Source organism: Nitratidesulfovibrio sp. 1201_IL3209 (assembly GCF_036763125.1).
Classification (GTDB): Bacteria; Desulfobacterota; Desulfovibrionia; order Desulfovibrionales; family Desulfovibrionaceae; genus Cupidesulfovibrio.
Genome location: NZ_JBAIYT010000030.1, coordinates 1 through 14,809 on the forward strand (window position 1 = coordinate 1; position 14,809 = coordinate 14,809).

General features: G+C 66.9%; 12 protein-coding genes, 1 tRNA gene and 2 pseudogenes. 10 read left to right on the forward strand and 5 right to left on the reverse strand.

The window, feature by feature from the left end; genetic code table 11:
• Both V6B97_RS13235 and V6B97_RS13240 read left to right on the forward strand, forming a co-directional pair.
• A pseudogene (locus V6B97_RS13235) lies at window positions 1-121 on the forward strand (IS1595 family transposase); the annotation flags it as partial.
• 39 nt (window positions 122-160) lie between these two features.
• On the forward strand, window positions 161-709 hold the full coding sequence (locus V6B97_RS13240; RefSeq protein WP_333506976.1) for a methylated-DNA--[protein]-cysteine S-methyltransferase: 549 nt from the start codon (window positions 161-163) through the stop codon (window positions 707-709).
• A 152-nt stretch (window positions 710-861) separates the two neighbouring features.
• Here the strand turns inward: V6B97_RS13240 and V6B97_RS13245 are convergent, their stop codons facing one another.
• From V6B97_RS13245 to V6B97_RS13260, 4 genes are all read right to left on the reverse strand, one after another.
• Window positions 862-2,457, reverse strand: coding sequence for a DEAD/DEAH box helicase (locus V6B97_RS13245; protein WP_333506977.1), 1,596 nt, complete (start codon window positions 2,455-2,457; stop codon window positions 862-864).
• 2 nt (window positions 2,458-2,459) lie between these two features.
• Window positions 2,460-2,777, reverse strand: coding sequence for a GIY-YIG nuclease family protein (locus V6B97_RS13250; RefSeq protein ID WP_333506978.1), 318 nt, complete (start codon window positions 2,775-2,777; stop codon window positions 2,460-2,462).
• Window positions 2,778-3,060: 283 nt separating this feature from the next.
• Complete coding sequence (locus tag V6B97_RS13255) at window positions 3,061-3,801, reverse strand: metal-dependent hydrolase (RefSeq protein WP_333506979.1); 741 nt, start codon at window positions 3,799-3,801, stop codon at window positions 3,061-3,063.
• A 225-nt stretch (window positions 3,802-4,026) separates the two neighbouring features.
• The gene (locus V6B97_RS13260; RefSeq protein WP_333506980.1) at window positions 4,027-4,617 is read right to left on the reverse strand and encodes a UbiX family flavin prenyltransferase; all 591 of its coding nucleotides are present in this window, start codon (window positions 4,615-4,617) and stop codon (window positions 4,027-4,029) included.
• Between the two features lie 504 nt (window positions 4,618-5,121).
• Here V6B97_RS13260 and V6B97_RS13265 point away from each other — a divergent pair.
• The 8 genes and pseudogenes from V6B97_RS13265 (at window position 5,122) to V6B97_RS13300 (ending at window position 14,065) form a co-directional block, all read left to right on the forward strand.
• Window positions 5,122-5,198, forward strand: a tRNA-Arg gene (locus V6B97_RS13265).
• An 895-nt stretch (window positions 5,199-6,093) separates the two neighbouring features.
• The gene (locus V6B97_RS13270) at window positions 6,094-7,749 is read left to right on the forward strand and encodes an L-lactate permease (protein WP_333506981.1); all 1,656 of its coding nucleotides are present in this window, start codon (window positions 6,094-6,096) and stop codon (window positions 7,747-7,749) included.
• Window positions 7,750-8,153: 404 nt separating this feature from the next.
• Window positions 8,154-8,618 (forward strand): annotated as a pseudogene (locus V6B97_RS17455) (glycosyltransferase); the annotation flags it as partial.
• Between the two features lie 317 nt (window positions 8,619-8,935).
• On the forward strand, window positions 8,936-9,304 hold the full coding sequence (locus tag V6B97_RS13280; protein WP_442935491.1) for a glycosyltransferase family 4 protein: 369 nt from the start codon (window positions 8,936-8,938) through the stop codon (window positions 9,302-9,304).
• Window positions 9,305-9,307: 3 nt separating this feature from the next.
• A complete protein-coding gene (locus V6B97_RS13285; protein ID WP_333506983.1) occupies window positions 9,308-10,594 on the forward strand; it encodes a lipopolysaccharide biosynthesis protein in 1,287 nt (428 codons plus the stop codon).
• Entirely contained in the window at window positions 10,591-11,484 is an 894-nt protein-coding gene (locus tag V6B97_RS13290) for a glycosyltransferase family 2 protein (RefSeq protein ID WP_333506984.1), read from the forward strand. The genes V6B97_RS13285 and V6B97_RS13290 overlap by 4 nt, the downstream gene beginning before the upstream one ends.
• Window positions 11,481-12,935 (forward strand): O-antigen ligase family protein, encoded by a 1,455-nt coding sequence (locus tag V6B97_RS13295; RefSeq protein WP_333506985.1) that lies wholly within the window; start codon window positions 11,481-11,483, stop codon window positions 12,933-12,935. Before V6B97_RS13290 ends, V6B97_RS13295 begins: the two co-directional genes overlap by 4 nt.
• Window positions 12,932-14,065, forward strand: a complete 1,134-nt coding sequence (locus V6B97_RS13300) for a glycosyltransferase (RefSeq protein WP_333506986.1) — start codon at window positions 12,932-12,934, stop codon at window positions 14,063-14,065. Before V6B97_RS13295 ends, V6B97_RS13300 begins: the two co-directional genes overlap by 4 nt.
• 80 nt (window positions 14,066-14,145) lie before the next feature.
• On the opposite strand, the gene V6B97_RS13305 is transcribed toward V6B97_RS13300, so the two are convergent.
• Window positions 14,146-14,763, reverse strand: coding sequence for a LysE family translocator (locus tag V6B97_RS13305; protein ID WP_333506987.1), 618 nt, complete (start codon window positions 14,761-14,763; stop codon window positions 14,146-14,148).
• Window positions 14,764-14,809: the final 46 nt, after the last annotated feature.

Here is a 14,809-nt window from a genome sequence, read left to right on the forward strand (position 1 = left end):
GGTGAAGAGGAACTTCGAATTACACCTCAAAGAATGTGAATGGCGCTACAACAAGCCCCTGCCCCAACTCATTGCCGAAATGAAACGGCTGGTAGCAAAAAACAAAGACCTGATGGTCTAGAGCCTTCCCTGTAACCGGCACGCAGTGCAAGGAGCGGCCATGTTCTATACCACGCGGTATTCGTCTCCCCTCGGGCCCATCCTGCTGGCGAGCGATGGCGACAACCTGGTGGGGCTGTGGCTGGAAGGGCAGAAATATTTCGGCGGCACCGTTGCGGAAGAGCGTGTTCCCAGGGACGACCTGCCCGTGTTTTCCGTGGCCGGGGAATGGCTGGACGAGTATTTCGCAGGCGGGAAGCCGGACATTGCAAGGTTGCCGCTGGCGCCGCGCGGCAGTTCCTTTCGCAGGGCGGTATGGGCGCTGCTGTGCGAGATTCCGTACGGCAAGACCACGACCTACGGCGAACTCGCCCGGATTGTTGCCGCCCAGACCGGCAGGACGGGCAAGGCAAGCATGTCCGGCCAGGCGGTGGGCGGGGCGGTGGGGCATAATCCGATCTCCATCGTCATTCCGTGCCACCGGGTGGTGGGGGCCGACGGCAGCCTGACCGGCTACGCCGGGGGACTGGAAAAGAAGATCCGCCTGCTTGAACTGGAAGGCGCGGACATGGCCCGGTTGTATGTCCCCACGAAAGGGACCGCCCTCTAGCTTGCCGGGCCCGCGCCGGACCTGCGCCGGAATGGCCCGGCTGGCATCGGCCCGACCGGCGACGGGTTCCATGAACGGCGCAAACGAAGGGGAGGACACGTTGCCGTGCCCTCCCCTTTTTGTTGTTCGTGCGGTTGCGTGAACCGGCGTGGCTATTCGCGTTCCCTCGGCGTGGCGGGCTCCACCCCCAGGCGGAAGCCCCGGATCTGGTTGCCGTTCATCACCGAAATGACTTCCTGGGCGTAGTCGGCGGGCACTTCGACAAAGGACACGCGGTCGCGGATGTCGATGGCCCCGATCATCCGGCCGGGGATGCCGGTTTCCCCGGCGATGGCGCCCACGATGTCGCGCGCGGTGACGCGCATCTTGCGGCCCACGTTCAGGAACAGGCGCACCATGCCGGGTTCGGCGCCGGTGCCCGCCGGGGTCTTTTCGCCGCCGGGCACGGCGTCGCCCAGTTCGCGGCGCATCAGCAGCTTGAGCAGCGCGGCGGCCATGTCCACGGTGGTCACGTCCTCGTCCAGGAACGATTCCACGATGTCGGTGTACTTTTCCAGCTCGCCCGCCTCGATGTGGCGGCGCACTTCGGCCAGCAGCTGGTTGGTCTTCACCGTGGCCACGTCGCTGGACGTGGGCACCTGGTGCTGCACGATGTGCGCCTTGGTGAACTTCTTGATGTCGCGCAACTTGTAGAAGTCGCGCCCGGAAACGAAGGTGAACGCCCGGCCGGAACGCCCGGCGCGGCCGGTGCGGCCGATGCGGTGCACGTAGTGCTCGACGGCGTTGGGGATGTCGTAGTTGACCACGGCCTCCACGTCGTCCACGTCGATGCCGCGCGCGGCCACGTCGGTGGCCACCAGGATTTCGATGCCGTTGCTGCGGAAGCGCGCCATCACCCGGTCGCGCTGCGACTGGTTGAGGTTGCCGTGCAGGCCGTCGGCCTGGTAGCCGCGCCCCTGCAGGTGCTGGGTCAGTTCGTCCACCCCGCGCTTGGTCGAGCAGAACACGATGGCGCGCTTGGGGTTGTACAGGTCCAGCACCCGGCACAACGCCTCCAGCTTCTGGAAGGGCCGCACCTCGTAGTAGATCTGCTCGATGCTGGGCACGGTGACCTGCTTCTGGGTCACCTTGAGGAATTCGGGCGTCTTCAGGAAGCGCTGGGCCAGCTCAAGGATGGCCGGGGGCATGGTGGCGGAGAAGAACACCGTCTGCGCCTCGCCCGGCACGTGGCCGAGGATGTGCTCGATGTCGTCGCGAAAGCCCATGTCCAGCATTTCGTCGGCTTCGTCCAGCACGGCCATGCGCACCGTGGAAAGGTTGATGGTGCCGCGTTCCATGTGGTCCATGACGCGGCCGGGGGTGCCCACCACCACCTGCGCGCCGCGGCGCAGGGCCTTGAACTGGCGGTCGATGGGCTGGCCGCCGTACACGGGCAGCACGTACAGGCCGCGCTTGCGCGAGGCCAGTTGGGTGAGTTCTTCCGCCACCTGGATGGCCAGTTCGCGCGTGGGGCACAGGATGATGCCCTGGATGTCCTTTTCGCGCGGGTCCACGCGCTCCAGCAGGGGGATGCCGAAGGCGGCCGTCTTGCCGGTGCCGGTCTGGGCCTGGCCGATGACGTCGCGGCCTTCCATGATGTGCGGGATGGCCAGGGCCTGGATGGGCGAGGCTTCCTCGAAGCCCATCTCTTCGATGGCCTTCAGGATTTCCTTGGAAAGGGACAATTCTTCAAAGCGTAAGGTTTCCATTCTCATTCCTTCGTGCGCGGGGCGCTCGGCCGCGCCGCGACGGGAAGTGCGCCTGCGTATCGTGCCAGCGCTTCCTGCTTCCTGTCGGGGGGCAGCCGTTTGACGTGATGCTCGGCCTTCTGTGCGCTGCCGCGGTCAGGGAACGGGGCGGTGGCGATCAGCGTGACCGGGCGGCGCGAGCGCGTGTAGCGCGCGCCCCTGCCCCGGTTGTGTTCGCCAAGGCGCCGTTCCATGTCCGTGGTGACGCCGCAGTACAGCGTCCCGTCGGCACAGCGCACCAGATAGACAACCCATTTGTATGTTACCGCCGCGTGTTCCATGGAGGTACCGAACCGGGGCGCTCGCCCCGTTCGCTCCGGACCTCCCGCGCACGATGCCAGCCGCACGCGAAACCGGAGGCGATGCCCCGCGCCCGTGGGCCGGAATCCGCATTCCGGCGCGTGGCGCGCGAGGCGTGTTGCAACGTTGACGATGCGGGTCCGTGGCCGCGCGCTCGCGGCCGGTGCCCGGTTTTTGCCTGTTACCCGCTGCGCACATTGGCGCGCGAGGATTTTTTGCGCACCGGCGGGGCTGCCCGCCAGCGGCAAGAAAGACCGCGTGCGGTCAGCAGTACGCGCAGCCCTTGCCCCCCTCGCCCATGTCCAGGGTGACGGTGTCGCCGGGCTTCATGTCGAACAGTCGGCAGTCGGGGGCATGGTTGCGCAACTGCTCGCGGAAGCGCTCGGTGTTCTGTTCCAGCACCGGAAAGGTGCCCCAGTGCATGGGCACCACCGAGCGGGTGCGCAGCATGGCGCTGGCCATGGCCGCCTGCCGCGCGTCCATGGTGAAGGTGCCGCCGATGGGCAGCATGGCAAGGTCGATGGAATGCAGCCGTCCCCACAGTTCCATCGACGAGAAGATGCCCGTGTCCCCGGCGTGGTAGAAGGTGAACCCGCCCGGCATGGTCACGATGTATCCCACGGGCGCGCCCGATTCGGACGAGTGGAAGGCCTGGGTCATGGTGACGCTGACGCCCTTGTGGGTCACCGTGCCGCCGATGTTGAAGCCGATGGAGTTCAGCAGCAGGCCGGGGCGCAGCCCTTCTTCCAGCAGGCGCTGGGCCGTGCCCACGATGCATCCCAGCAGCGCGCCGGTGGTGTTGCAGATCTGCACCGCCTGGCCCACGTGGTCGCCGTGGTCGTGGGTGACCAGCACGAGGTCGGGCGGGGCGATGCTTGTCCACGGGGTGGACGCCGAGGGGTTGCCCTCGAAGAACGGGTCCACCAGCACGTTGGCGAGCCCGTTGGCTCCGTCGCAGGAAATCTGGAAATTGGCGTGGCCGTGCCATGTGAGGCTGTACTGCATGGTATGATCCTGCCTTTCCGCAAAAGGTTTCCGCGTCGCCGTGCCCGGCCCCGGCGCGCATCCGTGTCCGGCACATCCGCATCCGGCACATCCGCGTCCGGGGCGACCGTCCGGCGATGCGGCCATGGGGAACGTGGCCCCGGTTCCCCGGTTCCTTGATACCCTGGTTCCTCCGGTATCGACGCAATACCGGGGGAACCGGCGTTTCCGCCTGACGCCGCGCGGCTATTCCCGTTCGGCGGCCTCGCCCCAGCGGGCGGCAAGGGCGTTGGGCACGCCGATCTGGTCCAGAATGCGCCCGGCAAGGTGGTCCAGGATGTCCTGCACGCTGGCGGGCCGCGCGTAGAAGCCGGGGCAGGGCGGCATGATCACCGCGCCCGCCTCGGCGGCGGCCAGCATGTTGCGCAGGTGCACCCGGCTCACGGGCGTTTCGCGCACCACCAGCACCAGCGGGCGGCGCTCCTTCAGGGTGACGTCGGCGGCGCGGTGCAGCAGGTTGCTGCCGGTGCCGTGGGCGATGGCGGCCAGCGTGCTCATGGAGCAGGGGCAAACCACCATGCCGTGGTGCGGCCACGAACCGCTGGAGGGCGGCGCGCCGAAGTCGCGCGCGTCGTGGACCACGTCGGCCAGGGCCAGCAGGTCCTCCGCGCGCAGGTCCGATTCCAGGGCCAGCACCTGCCGGGCCGCGTCGGACACCACGAGGTGCACCTGTGCGCCGCCGGGCAGGGCGCGCACGGCGTCCCGCAGCCCGCGCAGCAGGGTGACGGCCAGGGGCATGCCGCTGGCGCCGGATATGCCGACTACAAAACGCTTCATGAAATCTCCGGAACCGGGCCCGTCCCCCCCATGCGTCGTGCGCTGACGTCGTGCGCTGTTGTCGCGCGGCGCGCGGAGAACCGGCGCCCCGATGGTGCCCGGTAGCGCCCGATGGTTCGGACCAGACCGATACCGTACCGGCCGGGGCGGAAAAAATCGGACGGACGGCAGTCGGGGCGGGAGGACGACGCGATGGAGGTGGGGTGCGGATGTTTTTATCGAAAATGTGCACGGCGCGCCATGCCTGCAAGGCCGCCCGACACGATTTTTTTCAAGACCGTCACACATTGGCGGCCATGTGACGGCGTGGATGGCCATTCGGAGCGCGCCGGTCGCGTTGCCGCCCCGGCAGGGGAGAGCCATGCGTCCGGCGGACCCGTGGCCCGAGCCCCGGTGCGCGAGCCCGGTGCGCGACCCCCTGCCGGGCCGCCGTGAGCGGGCGTGCCCCGCGAACACATATGTCTTGACAGTGCCGGTGGGCAAGTGATAGTTGTTCCGTTTCGCGGGCAATTAGCTCAGATGGATAGAGCGTTGGCCTCCGGAGCCAAAGGCCACAGGTTCGAATCCTGTATTGCCCACCACGCGACCCTTGGGGGCGTTTCCGCAACATGGCGGAAACGCCCCTTTTGCGTGGCCCGCCCGTTTCTGGCATCGCCCCGTCCATCCTTCCGTTCGGTGCGCTTTCGCGCCCCTTCCCCCTCCTGATTGCCCGGCTTCACAAAAAAATAATGCCTCGGGCAAAAAAACATTTTCCGTTTTTCCGGACAAAAATGACTCGGCACACCTGCATGATGACGTGGCGCATTGTTGAAAAACAGTGATCAGGCACGTCATATTGCGTGGTATGGTTCGCGCCCGCGGAAGCCGCCGCACCTGCAAGCCGCCACGGCGCAAGGCAAATGGAAGGAGTGCCGTTTGCCCGCCGGGGGGAGCAACGCCATTGGCGTCCTCGTTTTCCGCCACGGACAAGCCTCGGAACCGCAGCGGGTTCACGTCCGTGCCGGGAGGATGCCGTACTTCCTGTCGTATTGCGTGAAATGCACCTCATATCTGCGGGTGAAACAAGGAAAAAGTGCATCTGCAAGTTGGTGTACTCCATCATATATAAATATATCATACCATAAAGAGTCAATATATTCATGCATTGATGTAGTTGAAGATGTTCATGAGTTGGCAGAACATGGGTAATGAAGATATATATTGATTATATTTTATGTATATGAATCTGTTTTTTGGCATGATTTTTATGCATGAAAAGTGATACATATTTTGTTTGTATAAACAGTTAGTAAATGTGCGTCCAATATTGCGGAGCAATGGTGATTTTTCCTTGAAAATATACATCAAGTCTGAAAAAAAAGATTCTCTTTCCCTTCTTGAAGTCGTGTATTCCTTGAGCTAATGCGACGATCAAGAACAAGCCCATGGGCTGGGGCCGGTGCAGGCCCTCATCATAATCCGTAAGGGAGGAGTTTCATGAACTGGGTGCAGAACTACGATCCGCTCTCGAACATCCTTTTGTCGGCGCTGGTCGCGGCCGTGCCGCTGTATGTTCTTTTCTACATGCTGGCCGTGCGCCGCGCGAAGGGTCACTTCGCCGCCGCCCTCGGCACCACCGCGGCCGTGCTGCTCGCCATCCTGGTGTGGGGCATGCCCGTGAACCTGGCCGTCAACGCGACCCTGTACGGCGCCGCCTACGGGTTGTTCCCCATCGTCTGGATCGTCATCACGGCGGTGTGGATCTACAACATGACCGTTGAGTCCGGCGAATTCGAAATCATCAAGGATTCGCTGGCCCGCCTCACCGACGACCGCCGCCTGCAGGCCATCTTCATCGCTTTCGCGTTCGGTTCGTTCATCGAAGGCACCGCCGGCTTCGGCACCCCCGTGGCCATCACCGCCGCCATGCTGGTGGGCCTGGGCTTCAACCCGCTGTACGCCGCGGGTATCTGCCTCATCGCCAACACCGCCCCGGTGGCCTTCGGCGCCATCGGTATTCCGATCATCGTGGCCGGCCAGGTGTCCGGTCTCGACACCATGCACATCAGCCAGATCGTCGGCCGTCAGCTGCCGTTCCTGTCGATCATCGTGCCCCTGTGGCTGTGCGTGACCATGTGCGGCTTCAAGCGCTCGCTGGAAGTGCTGCCCGCCGTCCTCGTGGCCGGCGTGTGCTTCGCCGGTTCGCAGTACGCCTTCTCGAACTTCCACGGCCCGACCCTGCCCGACATCATGTCGGCCATCATCACCATCATCGGCATGGTGCTGCTGCTGCGCGTGTGGAAGCCCGCCACCACCTGGCACTTCCCCGACGAAACCCCCTCGGCCCTCACCGGTCCCTCGCCCTACTCCTTCGGTGAGATCCTCCGCGCCTGGACGCCCTACATCATCCTGGCCGTCATGGTGTTCTTCTGGGGCCTGCCGGAAATCAAGCCCTACCTCGACGGCGCCCTGGGCGGCGGGTTCACCCCGCTGGCCGCCAAGGGCTTTGCCTGGCCGGGCCTGCACAACGCCATCGAAAAGACCATGCCCATCGTGGCCGCCAACGCTCCGTACGGCGCCATGTACAAGCTGAACATCATCTCCGCCGCCGGTACCGCGATCCTGTTCACCGGCCTGCTCGCGGTGCCCATGATGCCCAAGTACGGCTACGGCCAGGCCATCCCCTGCCTGTTCCGCACCATGCATCAGCTGCGCTTCCCCATCCTGACCATCGCCATGATCCTTGGCCTGGCCCAGATCATGAACTACTCCGGCATGAGCTCGACCATGGGCCTCGCCTTCACCAAGACCGGCTGGCTGTTCCCGTTCTTCTCGCCGCTGCTGGGCTGGCTGGGCGTGTTCCTGACCGGTTCGGACACCTCGTCCAACGCGCTCTTCAGCGGTCTGCAGCGCACCACCGCCACCAGCGTGGGCATGGATCCGCACCTGGCCGTTGCCGCCAACTCCTCGGGTGGCGTCACCGGCAAGATGATCTCGCCCCAGTCCATCTCGGTCGCCACCGCGGCCACCAAGATGGTGGGCCAGGAAGGCCAGCTGTTCCGCTTCACCCTGTGGCACTCCGTGGGCATGACGCTGTTCATCTGCGTGCTCACCATGCTCCAGGCCTACCCGCTGAAGTGGATGCTGCCGTAGCGTGACGGACTTTCGTCCGAAAGCGCGGGGCGGGCATGAATGCTCCCGCCCGCCCCGCGCCCCGCGTGCACCCGCCGGGCGAAAAAAAGCACCCCCTGGACCTGGTCCGGGGGGTGTCCTTTTTGGGAGCGCCCTGTACCATGCGGGCGCGGGGCTCGGTGCGGTTGGCCGGCGACGTTCCGTCTCGCATGGCGGGCATGTCGTGACGGGCCGCTGTTTCGTCATTGTTGACCAATGCAAGGGGATGTGTTTCTCAAGCGGTGTGTGGCCGTTGCACAAGCATCCGGGCGGATTGTCCGCCAATTCCGGGCCGCTCGGCCCGTCGCCAGGGGAGTCGGTGCGTCGCGGGCATCGCCATTCGTTCCGCCCGAGAATCAGCAGCGGCACGCCGGACACGGTTTGACATGCATATCCTGCACATAGTGGAATCCTTCGCGGCGGGCTGCCTGACGGCCCTCTCCACGCTCTGCCATGCCGTACGGCCGGGGTTTCGCCATTCCGTGGCCTATGCCCCGCGCGAGGAAACCCCCGCCGATTTCGCCTCGCTGTTTCCGGACGACGTGGCCTTCCATCGCGTGCCCATGGGCGTGGGCATCGCCCCCGGGGTGCTGGCCTGCCGGGAACTGCACGCGCTGATCCGGCGCATCCGGCCCGACGTGGTCCACTGCCACTCGTCCAAGGCGGGCGTCTACGGGCGCATCGTCGCCAGATATTGCGGCGTGCCCTCGGCCTATACCCCGCACGGGTATGCGTTCCTGCGCACCGACATTTCCGCTCCGGTCAGGGCGGCCTTCAAGGGCATCGAATGGCTGGTCGCCCGCGCTGGGCAGGCCATCGCCGCCTGCGGCGCCGAGGAATACGTCTTCTCGCGCCAACTGGCGGGTGCCGGACGCACCGTGGTCTTCGTGCGCAACGCCGTGGACCTGTCCGCCCTTGACGCCATGGCGGCACGCGCGCCCGGAAGTCCCGTCGGCACCAGGGTGCTGGCGGGCACCTGCGGCCGCGCCGTGCCGCAACGTGCCCCCGAACTATTCGCCGATATTGCCTGCCGCCTGCGCGACGAGGTGGACTGGACGTGGATCGGCGCTGCGGAAGGGCCGCCGATATTGCCTGCCGCCTGCGCGACGAGGTGGACTGGACGTGGATCGGCGCTGCGGAAGGGCCGCCGACATGCCTGCCGCCCCATGTGCGCCGCACCGGCTGGCTGGATCGGGCCACGGCGCTGGGCCGGCTGGCGGAACTGGACATCTACGTGCAGACTTCGCGCTGGGAAGGGCTGTCCTACAGCATCCTCGAGGCCATGGCCCTGGGCAAGCCGGTGGTAGCCACCCGCATTCCCTCCAACGAGGTGGTCATCGAGGACGGGGTGACCGGCCTGCTCGGGCACGACCCGGATGAACTGGCCGACCACGTGCGCCGACTGGCCGCCGACGCCGACCTGCGCCGCAGGATGGGACAGGCCGCCCGCGCCTGCATTGCCGACCACTACGACGCGCGGCGCACCTACCATGCCTATGCCGACCTGTACCGTCGCCTGGCCCGGGTCAAGGGCTAGCCGGTGAATATCCTGCGGCGTCTGGCGGCCCGGGTGCCGCGCCTGTCCACCCTGGCCTCGTTCGGGGCAATCCAGGCGGCGCAGATGGTGCTGCCCCTGCTGGCCCTGCCATACCTTTCCCGCGTGCTGGGCCCCGGCCCGTTCGGAACGACGCTGTACATGCTCACCGTGTCGGCCGTGGCCGCCATGTGCGTGGAGTGGGGCTTCGCGCTGGGGGCCGTGCGCGAAGTGGCCGTGCTCCGCGAGGATCCGGTGGCCCTCGGCCGCGCCGTGGGGGACATCCTGAGCGCCAAGTGCCTGCTGGCGGTGGCCTGCGCGGTGCTGGCCGTGGCGGGCTGGCTGGCGCTGTCCCCGGCCCGGCAGCATCCGTGGGGCTATGCGTTGGCCGTGGCCAACGGCATCACGCTGGGGTTCAACCCCCTGTGGTTCTACCAGGGCATGGGCGCGGGCGTCGCGCGGGTGGCCGCCTGGGAAGTGGGCGGGGGGCTGGCCGTGCTGCTGCTCATGCTGCCGCTGGTGCGCCAGCCGGAGCACTGGACGCGCTACCTGCTGCTGTTGCTGCTGGTGCGGGCGGGGGGGTATGGGTGGCTGACGGCACGTATTTTCAGGCAATTGGGGCCGCATGCCGGCGGAATGCGCCTTGTCGATGGGTGGCGCGCCCTGCGCGCAACCCGCCATCTGTTTCTCGCGCACCTTGGCGCCATGGCCAAGACGCACGGGGCGCCCCTGCTGCTGGGCGGCGTGCTGCCCGCACGCGACATGGGCATGCTCATCGCCTGCGACAAGATGGCGCGCGGACTGGTGAGCCTGACCATGCCCGTGACGCTGACACTGTTCCCCGAACTGTGCGCGGCCCGGAGCCACGGCTGCGGCGGCAGCCTGTTGCGCCGTACGCTGGCGTGGGCCGCCGTGATCATGGGAGCAGGGGCCGTGGGCGTATGGTGGCTGGCGCCATGGCTGGTCACCCTGGCGTTGGGCCGCGAATACGCGGAGGCCGCGCCGCTGCTGCGCTGGCTGTGCCCCTTGCTGGTGCTGCTGCCCCTCAATTGCGTGCTGGGAACGCTGGGGCTCGTGCCCCGGGGCCGCGAGAGGGTCCTGACCCTGGCCATCGGCATCTCGGCGCTGGCCGGACTCGCCGTGGCCATCCCGTTGGCCGGCATGTTCGGGGCCGTGGCCGGGGCATGGCTTTCGACGGGGATGGAGGGCATCATCTGCGCCATCCTGTTCGTGGTCATGTACAGGGTCGACCCCGGCCTGCTGCGTATTCCCTTCCGCAGGAGCCGTTCATGACCGTGGCCGTCAGCGTCATCGTGCCCGTGCGCAACGCCGCCGCGTATCTTCCGCAGGCCATGGAGCGCCTGCTCGTGCAGACGATGGCCGCTGCGGAGATCGTGCTCGTGGATGACGGCTCTGCGGACGGTTCGGATGCGTTGTGCCGGGCCTATGCCCGGGAGCATCCCGGCCGGGTCAGGCTGGTCGCCAACGCCGTTTCCGTGGGCACGGGCCGGGCGCGACAGCTCGGCATCGCCGCCGCGTCGGGCGAATACGTGGCCTTTGCCGACGCGGACGACATCCCCGCGCCGGACATGCTGGAGAACCTCCACCGGGCGGCGTTGCGGCGGGATGCCGACATGGTCATCGCCAGCTACGTGGTGAGCAGGCGGTCGACAACATTTTCCGTCCTGGCCGATGAACGGCCCGGCATTCCACTGCGCAACCGGACCGACATCCTTGCCCCCGTATGGAACAAGCTGTTCCGCAAAAGCTTCCTGCTGGCCAACGGCATCGCCTTTCCCGCGTCGAGGATGTTCGAGGACGGGGTGTTCGTGTACAAGGCGCTGGGCTGCGGACCGCGCGTGGCGCTCTGCCCCGAGGTGGTCTATACCTACATCCGGCGTGACCACAGTGTTTCGTCGGATGTCATGTTGCGTTGCGACGCCATGGACAGCCTTGCGGACATGCGCGCCTTTCTCGGGGGGCGCGGGGTGTTCCGGGAATTCCTGCCCGTGTACGCCAAGCTGGTGTTCCTGCACTGCGTGTACTATCCGGCCTGCCTCGTGTGCATCGATTCGGTGTGGCACGGGCACCGCCGCCAGGAGAATCTACGTAACGTCCTGCCATACCTTCGGGAGCTGCTGTGCTTCATCATGACGGGAAGGCGCCGTGGGGCAAAGCCATGACGTCTCCCCTTTCCCTGTTCGCCCTCTTGCTCATCCCCGTTGCGCTCTGGCAGCGCTGGATTTTTACGTTCATTCCCAATTACAATATGCAGCATCTGCTGTTCTACGTGGCGCTGCCCATGCTGTGCTGGGCCTGGGTCCGCGGGCTGTGGAGCCCGCGCCGGGCATGGGCGCGGATGGCGCCACTGCTGCCGTGGGTGATGCTGGTGATGGCGGTGCAGGCCGTGGCGGTGTGGAACAGCGCCTTGAGCTTTCCCGTGGAGGGTATGCCTGCCTGGCGGTCTGTGGCTGTTTCGCTTGGCAAGCTGGCGATGCAACTGCCGTTCATCGTGTTTTTCATGGAACTGTGCCACCTGCTGATGGAGCACTCCACCAGCCGTCGCAACGTGGTGCGCGGGGGTATTGCCGGATTCGTCGCGCTGTGCGTGCTGTGCCTGTTGCAAGGCGTGTATGCCTACGGCGTGGGGTTCGGCCTGGCAACGCCGGAGGGGATGGCCTGGTACGGCGACATGTTGCGGCACATTGCCGCCGTGCTTGAATCGCGCTGGGGAGAAGCCGTCCACGATTTCTACGGCAAGGGCAGCTACACGCTGACCATCCGGCGCATCAACGGCGTGTTCGAAGAGGCTTCGGCGCTGGCGGTCATGCTGGGGGTGTTCTTCGTGCCGCTCGGGTTCGGGCTGATGGGCCTTGGCGGAGCGGAGCACCGTGGCGTGCGGCGGATCGGGTTGGCTGTGGTGGTATCCGCCGCCGTGCTGATGGTGCTGGCCCTGACCAGTACGGGCATGGTGCTGGCGCTGGCGGTCATGGGCCTGCTTGCCGCCGTGCTGTTCCAAAGGCATCGGCGTCTTGGCGTGGCCGTGCTGTGCGCGACGCTGGCGTGCGCCGTCGCCATCGCGGTGGCCGTGCCGCGCATGCCGAAGTATTCGAGGATCCTGGTGGAACGGATGGTGCTGACCAACGTGGACCGCCTGCCCCGGTATGTTCTGGGCCGGGAGTTGCTGCGGACGGCGACGGACCACCCCGTCGTGGGAGTGGGGCGTGGCTGGTCCTCTCCCTACGTGCTCGAACGCGAGAGCTACCAGGCGGCCGCGAAAAAAGACAAGGAACTGTCCACGTGGCTGGCGTGGGGCAAGCTGCCCATCCTGTCCGCCCTGCCGGAACTGCTGGCGGAATACGGCGTTCCCCTGGTGCTGGCCGCATGGGTCGGTCTGTGCCTGCTCTGGCGCCGGTTGCGGCACCTGCGCGACCAGGCGCCCGATTCCGCCGCGTTGTCGTTCGCCAGTGCGTTCTGCGGACCCTGGCTGGTCATGCTGCTGGTGGCCTCGCTGGGCTCCTTCGACATCCGCAATCCCCTGATCGCCCTGCCGTTCTACTGCATGCTGGCGCTGGCCAGGGGTGCATCCCGCGGGGGCGTGAAAACGGCACGCACGGAAGGGACATCGCCGTGATCCGCTGCCAGTTGCTCATGCACAGCCATGGCGGCGGAGCCGAGCAACTTGCCCTGCTGCTGGCGCGCCAGTTGGATCGCCGTCGCTTCGCCCCCACCGTGGCCTGCCTGCGCCATCTGCCCGGTCTCGCGGCCGAGGTGCCCGTCGGCGTGCCGCTGCTGATGCCCGATGCCCCTTCGGCGGGAGCGGCCCTGCGCAACCTTGTGCGCATCCGGCAGGATTGCCTGCGCAGCGACGTGGTGGTGGGCACGCTGGAACTGCAAAGCCTGCTGGCCGCCGCGCTGCTGGCCCCGCGCGGGCGCGCCGTGGGCTGGCTGCACAAGGATATCCCCGGCTACCTGAATCAACGCGGCAGGGCTTACGGTCGCCTATACACCGCCCTGCTGGGCCTGGCCGCGTCGCGGTGCCGCAGGCTGGCCTGCGTCAGCGATGGGCTGCGGGCGTCCACGGCCGCGCTGCTGCCGAAGAGCAAGGACATCCTGCGCGTGATGTGGAACCCTGTGGACCTCGACCGGATACGGCGCGGTGCCGAAGAAGCCTTGCCCGAGGCGTTGGCTTCGCATTTTCGCGGCCCCGTGCTGCTGGGGGTGGGACGGCTGGTGGAGCAGAAGGCCTTTCAGGTGCTCATTGCGGCGCACGCGTTGCTGCGGCAGCGCGGCGGACGGCAGATCCTGTGCATCGCCGGGGAAGGACCGGAGCGCCCGTTCCTGGAGGCTGAGGCGCGAAGGCTGGGTGTGGCGGACTCCACGCTGCTGCCGGGTTTTCTGAATCCGTGGCCGCTGATGCGCCATGCCCGGGCGTTGGGCGTGAGTTCGGCGTTCGAGGGGTTTTCGCTGGTGCTCGTGGAGGCATTGGCGCTGGGCCTGCCCGTGGTGTCCACCGGCTGCCCCAGCGGCCCTTTCGAGGTGTTGGAGGGCGGTGCGTTCGGGACGCTGGTGCCCGTGGGCGACTCCGTGGCGTTGGCGGACGCCCTGCACCCCCTGCTGGGCGAGGCGGCTGGGCCGGATGCCGCCGACATCGCCGCCCGTGCCGCCGCCGGGCGGGCACGGGCCGAGGATTTTTCCATGGCCCGCACCGTGGGTGCCTGGGAGGCGATGCTGGAGGAATGCGCGGCGGCAGCACGGCAATGACGTGGGGGCGGGGCGTGTATCCCGCAGCAGGCCGGGGATGGGTGACGGATTGCCCGCCACGGGAGCGTGCGAGCCCCGCCCTAGCGCCTGCTGACCGCCAGCATGCCCGCCGCGCCGAACAGGATGGCGGCCGTGGCCTTGTGCTGGACGTGTTCCAGCGACCGGCGCCGCAGCCAGCGGAACACCCGCGCCCCGAACAGGGCGTAAGTCACCGCGCTGCTGCCCTGGATGACGAAGAAGCTGGCCGCCAGGATGCAGAAGTGCGCGGTGTAGTGGGTGGGCTCGATGAACTGCGGAAAGAGCACGGTGAACACCAGGATGGACTTGGGGTTGGACATGCCCGTGGCGAAGCCCAGGCAGAACTGTCTGCGCGGCGTGGGGGCCGGGCGGGCGTCCCCGTCGTCCCCGGCCATGGGCGCGGCGCGCCAGTTCTTCAGGGCCAGCGCCACCAGGTAGGCCACGCCCACCCACTTGATGCAGTTGAACACCGTCACCGAGCCCTGCACGATGGCCCCCAGTCCGAAATACACCACCACCATCTGCGCGCAGTAGGCGCACGAGCCGCCCAGGATGGCGGGCACGGTCCGCGCGAAGCCGTTGCGCACGCTGGTGGACATGGAGAACATGGTCATGGGCCCCGGCGTGTACGCGATGGCCGTCATGAGCAGGAAGTAGGTGAACCAGACGGTGGGTGCCATGTCGCCTCCCTGTGGAAACGCGAAAAGGCGCAGGGGTTACCCTTTC